Here is a 15,554-nt window from a genome sequence, read left to right on the forward strand (position 1 = left end):
GATGCGCGATCGGCGTGAGCCAGCCGCTGCAGACACGCACGGCGCGAGCCGCGGCTGAACCTTGGCGTGGGCGCCCGCAAGGACGGTGCGGCGCCTGGATCGCCGCGCTAGCATCGTCCGTCATGAGTGAGCCCGACGGGCGGCTGCGCGCGCCGGTTCTTCGGCGGATGCCGGGCGCGGCGCGGCGCTCCGCGATGGCGCTGCTCCTTTGCGCGAGCGCGGCAGGGTGCGGTGGACAGGCGGCGATGGCGCCCTCCGGAGGACCGGCGTCGAGCGATCGCAGCGCTTCCGGGCAAGCGTCTCGCCCGGCTCCGGGCGGGCGATCCTCGCAGGGGGCGCTCGTGACCATGGTCACTCCATCGCGGCTGCTCCCGGATCTCGTCGGAGAGCGCGGCGTGGTGGCCAGCGAGGCGGGGGCCAGGCGGGTGCTCATCGATCGCATGCGCGTCATCGCGCACGACGATGGATCGCTCGAGCGCGCCGCCGACCTGTTGCCGTCAGGTCAGGTCACCTCGCTCAAGCTGCCGACGCGCCTGGGCGGCGGGTACCTGTTCCACGCCTCGAACCGCGGCAGCGCGCAGCTCTGGCGGGCCCAGGCGTGGCTCGCCCCGCTCGAGCCGCTCGTCCAGCTGCCGTCGGAGGCGAACGAGATCCTCGCGGGGTTCGATCGCCTCTACGCGCGGCTCTCGCACAGCCACCGGCTCCTCGCGATCGACGCGCAGACGGGCGCGGCGATGCCGCTCGGCCCGCTCCCACCGGCGAGCACGTACGGCCAGATCGCGTTCGCCGACGGATGGCGCGCCCTGGTCGAGGCCGATCTGCGCGGCCTGCTCGTCACGTTCGACGCCGGGGCCACCTGGCGTGAGGTCGAGATCGACGCGCGGCCGACCTCTGTCGCCGTCGTCGGCGGCGATCCTGCCGTCATGACCGCGAGCGGGCTCTACGCCGTCGATGCGCGCGGCGGCGTGACGTACCGCACGCTGGAGGCCTCCGACGACGTGCAGGAGCCGCCGGCGCGCGCCCAGGGGCCTCTCGGGAGGCGCCCGCTCCGCGCCGCGGTCGAGGACGGGTGGCCCGACTCGAGCACGACCGCGGTGGTGGCTCGCGGCGGCGCCCTGGCGCGCGTCTCGCTGCGCGACGGGGCGATCATCGACGTCGCGCCCGACGCCTATCCGGAGCGAGAGGCGGCCTGCCATGCGATCCGCGCGGGGGCGTCGTTCGGGTTCGTGTGCGGCGAGCGCGAGGGGCCGACGACCCTGTACGCTTTCCAGCCGCCGCTCGGCATGCGCCGGCTGATGCGCTTCGACGAGCCCCGCTTCGTGGTCGCGAGCGGCAACGGCGCGCTGGTGATCCGCGGCTCCTGCAGCGAGGACAGCGTGGTGCGCGCCGGGCGTGCGTACTGCGTCGTCGCCGCCGACGGGCGCGCCCGCGAGATCCACGTCCGCGCGCCCGCGCGAGACGTCGGCATCGAGCGCGTCGTCGCGCTGTCCGACGGCCGCATCGCCGTCCTCTCGCCGCCTCGCCTGGACGCGTCGGGGCAGCTCACGCTGCTCAAGGGGAGCGACGTGACGACCGTCCCGCTGATCCTCCCGCCCAAGCCGCGCAGCACCGCGCGCGATCTGCAGCGCGGCATGTGGATCGAAGGGTTCGAGGAGCGTGAGCCCGGCGTCATCGGCGGCTGGGTGGAGGCAGGCGGCCCGATCGTGGGCGTTCGGATCGACGCGAAGAGCGGGAAGGTGACCGCGGGGGCGCCGCGCCAGGACGGCACGGGCGCGCTGCTGTCTGGGCGGTTCGCGTTCTCCCTCGGAGAAGGCGAGCGCGCCGCCGAGTCGACGGACGGCGGCATGACCTGGCGCTCGCTCGATCTGCCGGAGCGGGACGACGACACCTCGATGTCGAGGACGCGCGCGTGCGGCCCCGTCGGCTGCGTCTTCAGGGGCTGGATCCGGGTCGGCTGGGGCAAGACGGCGCTGCCGGACGATCTCGCCGAGGCGAAGCCGCCGCCGGTGCTCCAGACGCCGCTCCGCGCGGGGAGCCCGATCGCGATGCGCTGCGAGGCCCTCGGCTCCTCGACGCCACCGCTGTCGGACAAGCCTCCCGCCGCGCCTTCTGCGCGCGCCGAGCGAGCGCGCCCGGCCTCGTCGGTCACGCGCTCGGCGTCGACGGAGACACCGACGTCGCCGTGGGCTCCTTTCCGCAACACGCCGCCGCCCAAGCGCGGGGCCGACGAGATCGGCCTCGACAACGGGGCTCCGTACGACATCGTGACGATGCGCGCCTACGCATGGGGCAAGCGAGGCGCAGACTGGGCGCGCGCCGGGCGCTGGCTCCTCCGCTTCGACGATCGCTTCGACCCGGATGGCGGGGTGCGTTCCAGCGGCGTGAGCGCCTCGCCTTGGTCGGATGAGGCGTCGGCCGCTGAGGCGCTCGGGGTGGTGGCTCAGGGGGCGGCGTCCTGGGGCGCGTACCTCGATCCTGGCGGACGGGCCGCGCTGACCCACGTGTGTCGGGGCGCCGGATGCAGCCTGTTCGCAGCCTCTGAAGGGCTGCCGATCCTTCCGTTGCGCGACAGCGCAGGCCGCGCCGGCAATTTCCTCCGGCCGTTTCCGAGCGGCGCCGTGCGGCTCGGCGAGACGTGGTTCTTCGTGACGCCCGGCGGCTCGTATGACGTCGTGGCGCTGTGGCGCGCCGACCTCGGGATCGCGCGGCAGCTGGCGACCTACTATCGCCCTGGCCGCACGGGCTACGGCGTGGATCCTCCGCGCCTGGTCCGGCGTGCGCTGGGCGGCGGCGTCGGCCTGCTCATCTCGGCGGCTCCCGACCCTGGCGTGCGCGCCGGCTCCTGGCACGTGCTCCCGATCGATCGCGAGACCGGCGCGCTCGGCGAGGCCGTACCGCTCGGCCGCAAGGACCTCGCGGATACACGGATCGAGCGCTGCGCGCCGGGTCAGGACGGCTGGCTCCTCGACACGAGCCTGGAGGGCTCGTCGAGCTTCGATGTCGGCGGAGGCTCTCCCTCCGTCGACGGCGCCGAGTTCCGGCTTCGCCTGGATCCAGGCAGCGCGTGCGTCGAGGCGATGGCGGTGAGGCTGCAGGGCGCCTTCTCGAAGGCACCCGAGAAGCAGAGCGACGTCGGCGCCAGCGCGATCCCGCTCGCCGCGACCGAGCGCGCAACGGGCCGGAGGTGGCGGTTGCGTTGCGAGCCGAAGGACGCCGCCAGATGATCCGCTAGTGGGTAATGGCCTCCGGCGAAACGGCGTTCACCCGTCCCTCGACGCCGACCTCCTCGCCTTCTCCGTAGCGGATGGTCCCGAGCCAGTCGCCCGTCCATGCGATCGGCGCGGCGGAGCTGTCGAGCTGCGCAGGGCCTGAAGCGTTCACGACGATCTCGCCGACCATCCCGGCCGTCTCCGATGCCTCGGTGCCAGCGCGCCACAGGAGCTTGAGCCCGCCAGCGCACAGCATCGCCACGCAGTCGCCTGTGCAGTCGGAGTAGCCGCCGAGCAGCTCGCCGAGCGTTTGGCACTCAGCGGCAGCGGCGAGCGCCGCGGGGACGGACTCCGCGTCCGTCTCCGCTGCGACCCCGAGCCCGGTCACTCCGCCGATGGTTCGGGTCGGTGACCACGTCAGCGTCCCCGCGAGCCGGAGCACGTCGCCGGGATCCGCCGTCCACGACATGAAATGTGCCGGTGGTACGCCCGCGTTGTCAGAGGTCACGCTGCCGAGCCAGCTCGCCTCGAAGAGCGCGCGTCCCTGCATGTCTGCCACGCCGCTCAGCTGGCCGTCGAGCGCGAGCGGCGTCCCCGCGAGCCCGGTACGCGCCCATCCACGACACATGTCGCGCAGGGGGAGCGGGAGCGCGGCGAGGTGCGCCTGTGCTGCAGCGTCCCAGTCACGCTCGATCCGCTGCGCGGCAAACGTGGGCGCCTGGTCCGGCGGCGCCGCGCGCTGCATGGCGTCGAGCAGGGACGCGGCTTCCGCGCCGGCAGGCAAGAATGCGTCGAGCAGCTGCTCGGTCGCTGCTTCGAGCATCGCGGTCAGCCCCTCCGCCGTCACGAGGGTCAGCTTCGTGTCGAGGCGCGTCGCCGCCATATCGATCGGCAGGTCCTTGATCGGGACCCGGACGTCGCGCGCGGAGCCGGCCTGCAGCTCTCGTTCGCTCACGCAACCCCACATGATTCGACCGCTGTGCAGAGCGACGGTAAGGCTCGGCCCCACAGGCGCGCCCTCGACGACCACCGGTTCGTCTGGACCGCCGTGCGCCACGAGCGCGCCCACGGGGGCTTCGGGCGCAGCGGCTGCGATCTCCTCGCAGGTGGCCTCCGCGACGACGCTCGCCGTCCAGTCCTTCGCGACGCGCGTCCCCTCGTAGACCGGGATGACGCGGAGCGTGCCGAAGCCCTCCGCGCTCACCGAAACACCGAGCTCCGCGGACGGCCCGCCCTTCGTCGCGGCACGGAGCCGAAACGTGCTTCCCAGGGTCGACGCATGGAGCTGAACCGAGGCCCTGCCATTTTCGTCCGTGACGGCCGTCGTGCGGTCGACCCATGCACCTGCAGCTTCGCCGAGGAGGGTGAAGCTCACCTCGTAGGGCGCCGGCGGTTGTCCCATGACCCAGACCGTCCGCAGCTCCCCTGGCACGAGCTGCAGCGTCCCTTCCTCCTCGAACGCCAAGACGGCGGGGTGAGCGGCGTCCCCGGGCAACCCGGGGCTGTCCGCCGACTCATCGGCCATACGAAAAGAGCAGGACGCTAGTCCGACGATGGCGATCCAGGGAGCCGAGTACTTCCAAGGCAAGCTCACCCTTGGAGTGTACCTTGCATCTCCCCCGGCGAACAGTGGAGGGGCAAACGTACGACGGCATTCCGGGTGAGCCCGGTCCGTCGGCCACCGACGCTGCCGAGCAGAGCTCGGGGTGAGCGGGGTCACACAGGAGCGTCGTCGCGGGCTGTGCCGCGAGGCGGTGGTGCCAGGGCCGCGTGGCGGCAGCGGACGATCGCAGGACAGCGGACGTCCCGAGGCGCGCGCGGTGGCGCCGCGCCTCGATGCGTGAGGCAGACGGCGCCGGCCCGCAGGGACGCGGCTACTTCACGTAGATCTGGGCGACGGCGAGGCCGCTGCCCCGGACCGTCATGATGGCCTTCGCGGGGCCGCCCACGGGGAGCGGATTCTTGAAGCAAGAGCCTTTGCCACCGAGCGTGGCGTTCGGTCCCGTCGTGTTGTCCTGGGAGAGCACCACGGGCGGCAGCATCGGCGCGGGCTGCGCGACGATCTGCAGGTTGAGCTCCTGGACGCCGAGGCCCACGCCGATCACCGAGTAACACTTGCCCGGCTGGATATTGAACGGCTGCTCGAGCGTCTGGCCGTCCTGGAACTGCCCGGCGAATGCGCCGCCCTCCGGCTGCATGCCCTGGACCTCGGAGGCCGCCATGGCGGTGAGGATCGGGGTCGCTGCGCTGACCGCGGCAGGCGCGATCGGGGTCGCCTGGCCGGTGCTCGTGCCCGTGGCGGTCGGCGTCGTCTGCGTCGGGGCGGGGGTCGTGGTGGCCGGCGGCGGGTACTGGCCCGGCTGGGTGGGTTGGCCGTACTGGCCCGGCTGGGTGGGTTGGCCGTACTGTCCGGGCGGGTATTGTCCGGGGGGGTACTGGGTTGACGCCCCGTACTGGTTCTGCATCTGCGACGGGTTGTTCGGCTCCGGGTCGCTGCCGCCGCAGGCGAGGGGCGCGAGGCCGAGCAGGGCCGCGGGGATGAGGACGTGCAAGCGCATACGAGGCTCCTTCAGGGTTGTGCGGGTGAGGCCGCGACAGTGGGACGCTCGCCGCACCCGCGGCGGCTCACCGCCGCGTCACGGTCGGTAAGACGGCCGAGGTGGGGGCGTGTTCTACAACGACTTGGCGGCGCGAGGCCAGACGCTGCGGTGCAGATGGCGCGAGGCGCGTCCAGCGAGCGGAACGCGGCGTCGCCGCAGCCTGCGGTCACAGGTCCTGGAGCACGTTGTCGACCAGCGTTCGACGTCTCCGTGTTCGCGGGCGGGCGCGCGGTGTCGATCGCCCGCCGTGTCCCCGCATCGCCGCGGCCGTCGAGCCCCCGATGGATGCGCTGAGCCTGGCCGGCGCTGCCTACCGCCCCAATTCCCGCGCGGAGACGCACCAAGCCGTCGGCGCACCCGCCCGAGGATACATACACTGGTCCCCGCAGCCCTCCATGGGACCCCTGCGGCGCTCCAGCCCAGTTGACGCGGGCGGAGGGCGACACCAGAAACCCCGTTCACAACCGCGCGCGGGGCGGGGCGGTCCGTGGTCCGCTTGGCGAGCCCAGCGCGGTCCCGTCGCGAGCCCCGCCGGCACGCCACGGCGTGCGGCCCGGCAGCCGCGCGCCGCTTCTGTGTAGATTGAACAATGGGCGATCCCGCTCGCGGCGGGAGATCAGGAACGAGCCATGAGCGACATCCACCAGGCGATCAAGGATACCGTCGAGAGCAACCGCGTCGTCCTCTTCATGAAGGGCACCAAGACCTTCCCGCAATGCGGGTTCTCGGCGCGTGCCGTCGACATCCTGAAAAAGTGCGGCGTGGACTTCAAGGACGTCAACGTGCTGTCCGATCCCTCGCTGCGCCAAGGGATCAAGGACTACTCGCAGTGGCCGACGATCCCGCAGGTCTACGTGGACGGGAAGTTCATCGGCGGCTCCGACATCCTGACGGAGATGTTCCAGTCGGGCGATCTGCAGAAGCTCCTGTCGAAGCAGGACTAACGTCCAGATCGCTCGGGGGCGCGAAGCCCCGCCGCGCTGGCGGCGCGGCGCAGGACCTCGTCGAACATGTCGCCGGTGAGCCGCCCCGTCTGGGTGTTCTGCTGGCTGACGTGGTAGCTGCCGAAGAGCAGCGCCGCTCCGGCGCCGCCGCGCGGATCGGGGATCGCCGCCTCCACGCCGTGCGCGAACGGTGGGAGGCGTGGGTGAGCTTCCGCGCGATCCCCCGCGGACGCGCCGCGCGAGCGGACGAGCGCGCCGACGGCGTCATAGCCGATCTTGCCGAGCGCGAGGTAGACGCGCGCCCGATGCAGCGCCGCGAGCTCTCGGTCGATCCACCCGCGGCACGCCGCGAGCTCGGCGATCGTGGGCTTGTTGTCCGGGGGAGCGCAATGGCAGGGGGCGGTGATGAACACGCCCCGGAGCGAGAGCCCATCGTCGCGCGCGGTGCTCGTCGGCTGCGAGGCGAGCCCCGCTCGATAGAGCGCCGCGTAGAGGAAGTCACCCGAACGATCGCCCGTGAACATGCGGCCGGTGCGGTTCCCGCCGTGCGCCGCCGGGGCGAGCCCGACGATCACGAGCGGCGCGTCCGGATCGCCGAAGCTCGGCACAGGGCGGCCCCAGTACGTCTGGTCCCGGTAAGCGCGCCGCTTCTCTCGCGCGACGTCCTCGCGCCACGCCACGAGCCGCGGGCAGCGCCGGCACTCGACGAGCTCCGCCGTGATCCGATCGAGCGCGCGCGCCGCGCCGCCGCGGCTCACGCGGCGGGCTCGCCGCCCGAGCTCGTCGAAGCGCCGCTCGGCCCCACGTCCGCGCCGCGCTCCGATGCGCGCGCCTCCGCGAGCGGGCGCGGCGGCGCCGCCGCGCGCTCTGTCAGGCCGCCCTGCTCGCCGGCCACCATCCCGGTCACGATGCGGTCGAGCACCGCGTCGAAGCGCAGGCGATTGAAGCGGGCTCCGCTCGCCAGCCAGTCGATGTGCCCGCCCTTGCCCGGAAAATGGCCGACGATGTCCAGGTGGTCGGCCTTGCCGGCCCAGATGAGCTCCCCCCAGACCTGCGAGGCCAGCGGGACCACGCCGTCGTTGGCGTCCAGCGGCGGCAGCTCCCCGAGCACGCGCGCGAGCTTCTGCTCGATCGAGCCGTCATGGGAGCGACAAGGGTAGTGCTCGTTCAGGCGGGCGGTGATGTTCGACAGCGCGGTGAAGATGGCGGCCGACATCGCTCCCCACGGCGACCGGAGCGCCGATACCCAGTCCCGGACGGCGTTGCGCGGCGCGTACGTCGCGACGCTCTGGTACCGCAAGCCCGCGCGGTCCTCGAGGCCGGCGTGGAGCAGATCCATCGCCTCGGGCATGAGCTGGACGATGGCGCCCTGGTCGTCGCGCAAGAGCTTTAGCCAGGCGCGCAGCTCGCGGCTCGAGGCGTCGTCGAGCACGCGGATGAAGCTCTCGACCGCGCGATCGATGAGCTCGATCTCGAAGAAGCCGAGCTGCGCCCGGCCGAACGCGGCGACCAGCGCCGACGCGGCCGCGAGCGGCGGCGCGCCGAGCTTGAGGCCGGCCACCGTCAGCGCGGTGACGGCGTAGAGCAGGCGCTGGCCGCTCACCGTGGCGAAGAAGGCGGCGAGCGGGGTGCCGAAATGAGGTGTGTTGATGGTGGTGACGGACCGCAGCCGGCTCGTCCAGCCGAGCCGGCGGTGAGCGTTCCCGGGGAGCCGCGCCGTCGGCGAAGCGACGAGGCGAGCGTCCAGGCCTCCGGTCGAGTGGCCTACGATGTGGATGGGGCCGTCGTCGTCCCCGGCGCTCTCGTCCACGAGGCGGGCGAGCTTCGCCGCCCGGCGGAGGATGGAGGCCGTCGGGTGGACCTCGCAGACGTGGATCTCGACGATACGGCCGCGATCGCGGAACCGCTCCTCGATCGCGCGGATGAAGTGCTCGAAATACTCGAGGGAGGCGAGGGTCGCGAAGCCGAACATGCCCGGCGACAGGTAGACGCGCGTCTTCTGCACGCGCGGGAATGTGCCATGTCCGCCGGCCCTCCGCGGTATTTCCATCGCCGCCCGCGCCTGCGACCGTGACGGCCGGGCGGCGTGAAGAAGCGGCGGCATGCCGGCGGCAAATCCGGCTACCCTGCGATCGTGGACGACCCCAGCGCGCGGGAGATCGAGGCGGCTGTACAGGAGGCCCTGGGCCTGTTTGGAACATCGGGCTCGGTGAGCGTGCAGGGACGCCAGATCGCGCTGCGTGGGCGCGGCGCTCCCGTGGCCATCGATCTGGAGCAGCTGGTCGAGCAATGGCCGCTCCTGCCACAAGAGCTGCGCACGCGTAAGGCGTCCGACATCGCGCGGCGGCTCGCTCTGGCGCACCGCGCGGTGAGCTCGCTCGCGCCGCCTGCGCCGGCCGCCCGGGTCCGGCCAGCGCGGCACCTCGTGATCCCCGTCGGCGCGCTCGCGCTGGTGGTCGTCGGCGCGCTCTTCGCGTCGCGCATGCTCCGATCGCGGGAGGCCCCGGCCGCCTCGCCCACAGAGCCGGAGACGACCGCCGGCGAGGACGCGGCGCGGAATGCGCGCACCTGCGAGGCCGCGCGCAAGCGGATCTACGCCGGTGCTTCCATGGGGCCCTTCGAGCTCGCGGGCTGGGTCGCCGAGCTCTGGCTGGCGATGCCGCGCGGCGCCGCTGCAGCGGAGGTCGCCGCCGGCGCAGGGGAACCGGCCGCTCTGACCGCGGAGTCCGTGGGGCTCGGCGCGCTCATCGCGCAGGGCAAGCTGACGTCGGGCGCCGACGCCGAGCTCGCCGCGATCACCGACGGGGTCGTGGAGATCGTCCCCGGGTTCGATGCGGAGGAGGCGAGGCGCTCTCCGTCGTGGCGCGCGATCACCGCGCGCTTCTCCGGCGGATACGCGCGGGCATACTTCGATCCCGCGCACCGGGCGCGCTTCGTCGCGCTCGGCGACCGCATGGCCGACGCGGCCGCCGCGGCGCTGGGCGCCCTGTACGCGCGCTGCGCGCACCTGCCCTACCACGACGCCGGCGCCTGGTTCCGCGGCTCGGATCCGGCCGCGGCGGCGACGGCGCTCGTCTATACGTCCGGCCTCTTCGCCGAGATGTCGGCGGTCGATCGAGGGGCGCTCGCCGCGCTGCCAGGGGTGGGGCCGATCGACGCCTTGCGTGGCGCGGGCGCCTCGCTCGACGCGGCGAGCCTGGGGAAGCTGGTGGGCGCGCACGGCGGGGGCATCACCAAGGGCGGGACAGGGGCGGTCGTCATCACGTTCCCCGTCGGCGGGCCGACCCGGGCGACGACCGCGAGCCGCACCGTCGCGCGCAAGCTGCAGGTCGGCGTGGGCCAGGAGTGAACGCTCACTCGCCCGCGGCGAAGTGCACGATCGAGAAGACCGGCGCCGCGTCGCCGGCGCGCTCCGCGAGGAGCGCACGACCGCCGAGGAAATCGAGCTCGACGACGAAGGCGAAGCCGGCGACCTCGCCGCCCTGCTTGCGCGCGAGCTCGGCCGCGGCCGAGGCCGTGCCGCCGGTCGCGAGCAGGTCGTCCACGATGAGGACCCTGGCCCCCGGCCTGATCGAGCCCTTGTGCATCTCGAGCTCTGCCTTGCCGTATTCGAGCGCGTACGCCACGCGATCGGTCGCGGCGGGGAGCTTGCCTGGCTTGCGCACGGGCACGAAGCTGGCGTTGAGCCGGGCCGACAGCGCGCCGCCGAAGATGAAGCCCCGGGACTCGACGCCGACCACGACGTCGACGTGCTCGCCGACGAAGCGCTGGGCCAGGAGATCCAGCGTGATGTGGAGCGCCCGCGGATCCGCGAGGAGCGGCGTGATGTCCTTGAAAAGGATCCCGGGCTTCGGAAAATCCGGGACGTTCCGGAGGTGCGCCTTGAGATAACGGAGCGCGTGCTCGGAGGGCAGGGCGTCGTGATTGAACATGACGCCGAGCGTAGGCGAGCGCATTCGAGCCGGAAAGCGCTCCACGCGTCGCGACGCGAGCTACGTCAGGTGATGTGGCCGTCGTTGAGCTCTGCGGCGAGGAGGCCTGCGATGCCCTCGTGCTGCGCGGCGAAGAGGTCGAGGGTCAGCGGCGTGACGCTGACGGCCCCTGCGTCGTAGGCCTCGGTGTCCGAGCCGGGGACGAGGTCGTGGCGTACGCCCGCGCCGCCGATCCAGAGGTACTCGTGCCCGCGCGGATCCCGGCGAAAGATCACCTCTTCGGTGTACAAGCGCGCGCCCATGCGCGTGGCCCGCACGGGCCAGCTGCTGCCCGCAGGGATGTTGACATTGAGCAGCGGCGCTGGCCGGCGTCCCTCCTTCCCGGCGGCGCGGTGGAGGGCGAGGGCGAGCTTGACGCCGAGCGCCGCTGCGGCAGGGAGCGACGCTCCTGCATCGGCGGAGAGCGCGATCGAGGGGACGCCGCGGAGCGCTCCTTCGCGCGCGGCGGCCACGGTGCCCGAGTAGAAGATGTCGGCGCCCAGGTTGAGCCCGTGGTTCATGCCCGACACGACCAGATCGGGGCGCCGCGGTAGCACGCGCGTGCCGGCGTGAAGGGCGACGTAGATGCAGTCGGCGGGCGTCCCGTCGACCGCGAACACGCCGGGCGCAGCCTCCAGCAGCCGGAGGACGCGGTGCAGGCTCAGGGAGTGGCTCGTCGCGCTCTGGTTGACCGCGGGGGCGCACACCACCACGTCGGCGTGCCGGGCGAGCTCGTCCCGCACCGCGGTCAGACCCGGCGCGGAGTAGCCGTCATCGTTGGAGAGGAGGATCAGAGGGCGCATGCGTTCGCTCGATGGGTCTCTGGATCAGCGACCGAGCAGGCGCCTCGCGAGCGCGGCGACGAGCTCGACGAGGGCGCTGACGCGGCCGAACCATCCGGCTCCACCGCGCGCCCGCGCCATCGCGAAGGCGACCGTCCGGAGCGCGGGCGTATAAGGGTACCACCACAGCTCGCTCTTCGTCCTGCTGCGGTCCTCGAGCAAGAAGCGCGGCCGCGTGAGCTCCGCGAGCGCGTGTGGGCTGCTCGTGACGCCGTAGCCGCTGTCTCCCGCCCCCGTCCACGGCGCGGCCGGGAGCGCGCCCGTGAAGCCGTGGTTGTTGATCGTCACCACGCCGGAGCGCAGCCGTCGCGCGAGCGCGTGGGCCCGCTCGTAGCCGCGGGTCCAGAGGCTGGTCGTGAGCGCGAAGCGGGACGCGTTGGTGCGCGCGATCGCCTCCTCGGCGTCCTTCACCACGAGGATGGGAAGAACGGGGCCGAAGGTCTCCTCCCGGAGCAGCGGCGTGTCCTCGCGCTCCACCTTGAGGACCGTCGGTGGGAAGGCGAGCGAGCCCTCTTTCGGCGCGCCGCCGGCGAGGATCTCCGCCCCGCCCTCGACGGCCGCCTCGAGCTGATGCCGCACGATCTCCGCCTGCCGCGCCGTCGTCATCACGCCGACGTCGATGCCGGCTCGGAGCTGCCCCGTGAGCGCGATGACGCGCGCGATGAAGCGGTCCGCGATCGCCTGCTCGACGTAGACGCGCTCGATGGAGGCGCAGCTCTGTCCGGCGTTCGTGAAGGCGCCCCAGAGGACGCCGCGCGCGGCGCGCTCCAGATCGCAGTCGCCGAGGACAATGGCGCTGTCCTTCCCGCCGAGCTCCAGGGACGTCGGGATGAGGCGCTCGGCGCACGCGACGGCGATCTTCTTGCCGGTGGCGACGCTGCCGGTGAAGACGACGAGATCGACGCCGGCCCCGACGAGCGCGGCGCCGACGTCGCTGCCGCCCTGCGCGACGGCGAGGACGCCGTCCGGGAGCAGCCCGTCGAACAGCGAAGTGACGAGCGCGCCGGAGCGCGGCGTGACCTCGCTCGGCTTGAAGACGACGGCGTTGCCCGCGAGCAGCGCCGGCACGATCGTGCGCAGCGGGATCGCGACAGGGTAGTTCCAGGGCGTGATGAGCGCGACGACGCCGCGCGGATCCCTCTGGATGCGCCCGACCTTGCCGGGGTAGGCGAGCGGGTCGAGCGCGACGGGGGAGTCGTCGAGGAGCTCCTCGATGGACCGGGTCCAGTAGTCGATGAGATCCGCGTTCGGGAGCACTTCAGCGAGCGCGGCCTCCTCGATCGGCTTGCCGCACTCGCGGTGCACGAGCGTCGCGATCTCCTCGGCCCGCGCGAGCAGGCGCTTCTTGACGCGCGCGATGAGCTCGGCGCGCTCCCTGATCGGGACCTCCGCCCAGGCGATCTGCGCCGCCCGCGCGCTGGCGACGATCGTCGCGAGGGCGCTGAGCTCTGTCTCCGCCACGTCGTCGAGGGGCGCTCCCCCTGCCGGGCTGCGCAGCGGGAAGGGACCGGAGCTCGCTACCCTGACGGACGCCGACGACGCCGCGTCGCCAGCTGCGGCGCCGGCCTCGTGGGGAAGGGGAGTCGTCTCGGAAGCCATCGGGCGCGGAGCCTATCACCGCGCTCCTGCCCCTCTGCATGGGGCATGTCGCGACCCCTAGGGAGCAGGCCCCGACCGGACCGGCCGGGGGCGCGGGTTTCTACGGAGCGGGATCAGGCGCAGGCGCGGTCTCTTCAGCGGGCGCGGGCGCAGCGCCCTCACCGTCCGGGGTGGCGGTGCCGGCGGGGCTGCCTTTCCGCTTCGTGGGGCGGTTGGGCGTCGGGCTCGCCGCGGAGGGCGTGATCGACACGACCGTTTGCTTGCGGCAACCGACGATGACCGCCTGGCCGGCGGAGAGCCACGCGGGGTTCGACGTCTTCTCCGTCGTCAGCTTGCCGAGCCGCACGTAACGCGTCCCGCAAGGCACGTCGAGCGCCTCTCCGGTGCTTCCGGCGAGCGAGCCGTTCACATACACCGACGCGCGCTGGGGCGAATTGACCATCAGGTGGCCCCGGCTTGGCGGCAGATCCTCGGCCTTGCCTGCGGCCGGCGCAGCGCTCGCCTCGGGCGCAGCGCTCGCCTCGGGTGCAGCGCTCGCTTCAGGCGCAGCGCTCGCTTCGGGCGCAGCGCTCGCTGCCGGCGTCGCGGTCTCGGCCGCGGACGGTGCAGCGGGCGCCGTCTCGGTGGGCGCGGCGGTCGGCGTCGGCGCGGTGGCCGGCGGCTGCGCGGTCGCGCCCTGGGTCGCTCCCGGAGACGTGTCGACGTTGGGGAGGGGCGCGGGCTCGGGGTCAGACACGCTGAGCCGGTACGCGACCGCTGCGCCGCCCACGAGGAGCGCCACGGCGGCGATCACGATGCCCACGCGGGAGCGCGGGCGCGGCGGCGGTCGCACGGTGATTCCGGCGTCCGCGGCGGGCCGCGCCGTGACGTGGTCGGAAGGCTTCACGTCCTTGTCGGCCGGGAGGGGCGGGTCCTTGGTGATGACCTTCGGGAGAAGGTCACGGTCGGCCGCCTTCGGCCTGGACCTGCGATCCGCTTCGTCGCTCGCGTCTCTGGGCAGCGTTCCAGGCGACGCATCGCCGGCCTCTTCCGCGACCGATCGCGCGATGGCCTGGGCTTCGGACCGCGCGGAGCGGACCGCCGTCTCCTCGTCTTCGAGGCCCTCGGGGCGAGAACGAATGACGGTGGGCTCGTCCTCGAGCATGCCGCGGATCACGGTCGGCTCGTCGTCGACCATCTCGCGGCTGAACTCTCGCTCGGTGGCAGGCTCCCCCATCGCGCGCCGCGTGGCGACGGCGATCGGATCCGGCGCCTTGGGGGTGACCGGCTCACCAGAAGAGGACGGCCCACGGGCGGTGGCCGCCTCGAGCGTGGAGGCGTCGTCCGCGGCGGCCGACGCGGTCGTGGCGTGCACCTCCGCGCGGTCGGGCCGGGATCTGCGCTCCGCGCGCGCCTCGGCATCCGGCGCCGCCCTGCGCTCGGCCGGGAGCTTCAGCGCTGCAGCGGGCTTCTGGCCGGGTTCCGGCTCGTCGGGGAGGAGCCCAGCGAACGAGAGCTCGCTGTCGCTCTCCGCCACCTTCGGCCGCGCAGCGACGTCCTCGTGAGGGAAGAACGGCTTCGTCTCTGCGCGCGGGCTGGAGCCTCGGGCCGGGGGCACCGCCGGGCCTGCAGCGGGCGCGTCCTTGCCCAGGGCAGCTGACCTGGCCGCAGGCGCCGTGACCTTGGCCGCGGTCCTGGCTGCCTCTCTCGGCTTCGGCTCGGCCGCCTCCGCGGGAGGGCGGAAGGTCTCCTGAGCACCGGCGGGGGGGCCGGCGTCAGCCCGCGGGAGATCGAACGAGGCGGCGGGCCTCGCGACCGGCTTCCCGGGTGAGCTGGGAGGCGGCGCAGGGGTGCGCGCCGGCGTCGCCGTGGCCGGCTTGAAGGCCGCGGCCTTGGCCCCGCTCGCTGCGGGCGTGGCCGCCGCTGCCGCCTTCACCGGCGGCTGTTGCGGCGTCTTCGCCGGAGATTGCTGCGGTGCCTTCGCGGCCGCTGCGGGCTGCTTCGCGGCGCTCGCCGCCGCGGCCTGCGATGCCTTCGCGGCCGCCGGGCTGAAGGCGTCGATGCCACCGACGTCGTCCAGGACGGGCTCGATGGCGCGCGGCGCGGACGGTCCACTCGCGGCGACCGCGCTGGCCGCCGCTGCCGGCCGTGCTTCGTTCGTCGGCGACGTTTCCGTCGAGCTGAACCTGGGGCCGGGCGAGGCCGCGCCCGCCGTGTCGTTGGCGATGGCGCCGGGCGCCTCGCCGCGATGCGGGACGAGCTCGGCGGAGGCCGCGAGCTGCGCCCGGGTGCGAGGCGCAGCGGCGTTCCGCTGCACCCGGTGGAGGAGCGCTTCGAGGGTGGCGACTTTTTCGGCGACGTTCACGCCGCGCCAGCATATCGCGGCTCGGCGCTCGTTACATCATTCGCG

11 protein-coding genes are annotated in these 15,554 nt (G+C 73.4%); 3 read left to right on the forward strand and 8 right to left on the reverse strand.

All coding sequences use genetic code 11. The features are described from left to right. The first annotated feature begins 122 nt into the window (after positions 1-122). Positions 123-3,224, forward strand: a complete 3,102-nt coding sequence (locus WMF27_RS15135; protein WP_437768171.1) for a hypothetical protein — start codon at positions 123-125, stop codon at positions 3,222-3,224. A 4-nt stretch (positions 3,225-3,228) separates the two neighbouring features. Here WMF27_RS15135 and WMF27_RS15140 read toward each other — a convergent pair whose 3' ends face one another. Next, entirely contained in the window at positions 3,229-4,803 is a 1,575-nt protein-coding gene (locus WMF27_RS15140) for a hypothetical protein (RefSeq protein ID WP_437768170.1), read from the reverse strand. Between the two features lie 280 nt (positions 4,804-5,083). Next, positions 5,084-5,767, reverse strand: coding sequence for a hypothetical protein (locus WMF27_RS15145; protein WP_437768169.1), 684 nt, complete (start codon positions 5,765-5,767; stop codon positions 5,084-5,086). Between the two features lie 671 nt (positions 5,768-6,438). On the opposite strand from WMF27_RS15145, the gene grxD reads away from it, so the two are divergent. Next, positions 6,439-6,753 carry a Grx4 family monothiol glutaredoxin gene (grxD, locus tag WMF27_RS15150; RefSeq protein ID WP_437536647.1) on the forward strand — a complete coding sequence of 105 codons (315 nt, stop codon included), beginning with the start codon at positions 6,439-6,441 and terminating at the stop codon, positions 6,751-6,753. Here grxD and WMF27_RS15155 read toward each other — a convergent pair. Together WMF27_RS15155 and WMF27_RS15160 are read right to left on the reverse strand one after the other, a co-directional pair. Continuing rightward, positions 6,750-7,511 (reverse strand): uracil-DNA glycosylase, encoded by a 762-nt coding sequence (locus WMF27_RS15155; protein ID WP_437768168.1) that lies wholly within the window; start codon positions 7,509-7,511, stop codon positions 6,750-6,752. The two genes, grxD and WMF27_RS15155, sit on opposite strands and share 4 nt — an antisense overlap. Beyond that, the gene (locus WMF27_RS15160; protein ID WP_437768167.1) at positions 7,508-8,758 is read right to left on the reverse strand and encodes an esterase/lipase family protein; all 1,251 of its coding nucleotides are present in this window, start codon (positions 8,756-8,758) and stop codon (positions 7,508-7,510) included. The genes WMF27_RS15155 and WMF27_RS15160 overlap by 4 nt, the downstream gene beginning before the upstream one ends. Before the next feature lie 129 nt (positions 8,759-8,887). On the opposite strand from WMF27_RS15160, the gene WMF27_RS15165 reads away from it, so the two are divergent. Continuing rightward, positions 8,888-10,102: a hypothetical protein gene (locus tag WMF27_RS15165; protein ID WP_437768166.1), complete on the forward strand. Its 1,215-nt coding sequence runs from the start codon at positions 8,888-8,890 to the stop codon at positions 10,100-10,102. Between the two features lie 4 nt (positions 10,103-10,106). Here WMF27_RS15165 and WMF27_RS15170 read toward each other — a convergent pair whose 3' ends face one another. The 4 genes from WMF27_RS15170 to WMF27_RS15185 form a co-directional block, all read right to left on the reverse strand. After that, positions 10,107-10,709, reverse strand: a complete 603-nt coding sequence (locus WMF27_RS15170; protein ID WP_437768165.1) for an adenine phosphoribosyltransferase — start codon at positions 10,707-10,709, stop codon at positions 10,107-10,109. A 41-nt stretch (positions 10,710-10,750) separates the two neighbouring features. Further along, positions 10,751-11,527, reverse strand: a complete 777-nt coding sequence (surE, locus tag WMF27_RS15175) for a 5'/3'-nucleotidase SurE (RefSeq protein ID WP_437768164.1) — start codon at positions 11,525-11,527, stop codon at positions 10,751-10,753. A 24-nt stretch (positions 11,528-11,551) separates the two neighbouring features. After that, the gene (locus WMF27_RS15180) at positions 11,552-13,165 is read right to left on the reverse strand and encodes an aldehyde dehydrogenase family protein (RefSeq protein ID WP_437768163.1); all 1,614 of its coding nucleotides are present in this window, start codon (positions 13,163-13,165) and stop codon (positions 11,552-11,554) included. A 100-nt stretch (positions 13,166-13,265) separates the two neighbouring features. Next, entirely contained in the window at positions 13,266-15,509 is a 2,244-nt protein-coding gene (locus WMF27_RS15185) for a hypothetical protein (protein WP_437768162.1), read from the reverse strand. Positions 15,510-15,554: the final 45 nt, after the last annotated feature.

It is taken from the genome of Sorangium sp. So ce281 (assembly GCF_051527395.1).
GTDB classification, from domain to species: Bacteria; Myxococcota_A; Polyangia; order Polyangiales; family Polyangiaceae; genus Sorangium; species Sorangium cellulosum_B.

Bases quoted from the DNA above. Each gene is read 5' to 3' on its own strand.
- WMF27_RS15135 (WP_437768171.1), top strand. From the start codon at position 123: ATGAGTGAGCCCGACGGGCGGCTGCGCGCGCCGGTTCTTCGGCGGATG.
- WMF27_RS15145 (WP_437768169.1), bottom strand. From the start codon at position 5,767: ATGCGCTTGCACGTCCTCATCCCCGCGGCCCTGCTCGGCCTCGCGCCC.
- grxD (WP_437536647.1), top strand. From the start codon at position 6,439: ATGAGCGACATCCACCAGGCGATCAAGGATACCGTCGAGAGCAACCGC.
- WMF27_RS15170 (WP_437768165.1), bottom strand. From the start codon at position 10,709: ATGCGCTCGCCTACGCTCGGCGTCATGTTCAATCACGACGCCCTGCCC.
- surE (WP_437768164.1), bottom strand. From the start codon at position 11,527: ATGCGCCCTCTGATCCTCCTCTCCAACGATGACGGCTACTCCGCGCCG.
- WMF27_RS15180 (WP_437768163.1), bottom strand. From the start codon at position 13,165: ATGGCTTCCGAGACGACTCCCCTTCCCCACGAGGCCGGCGCCGCAGCT.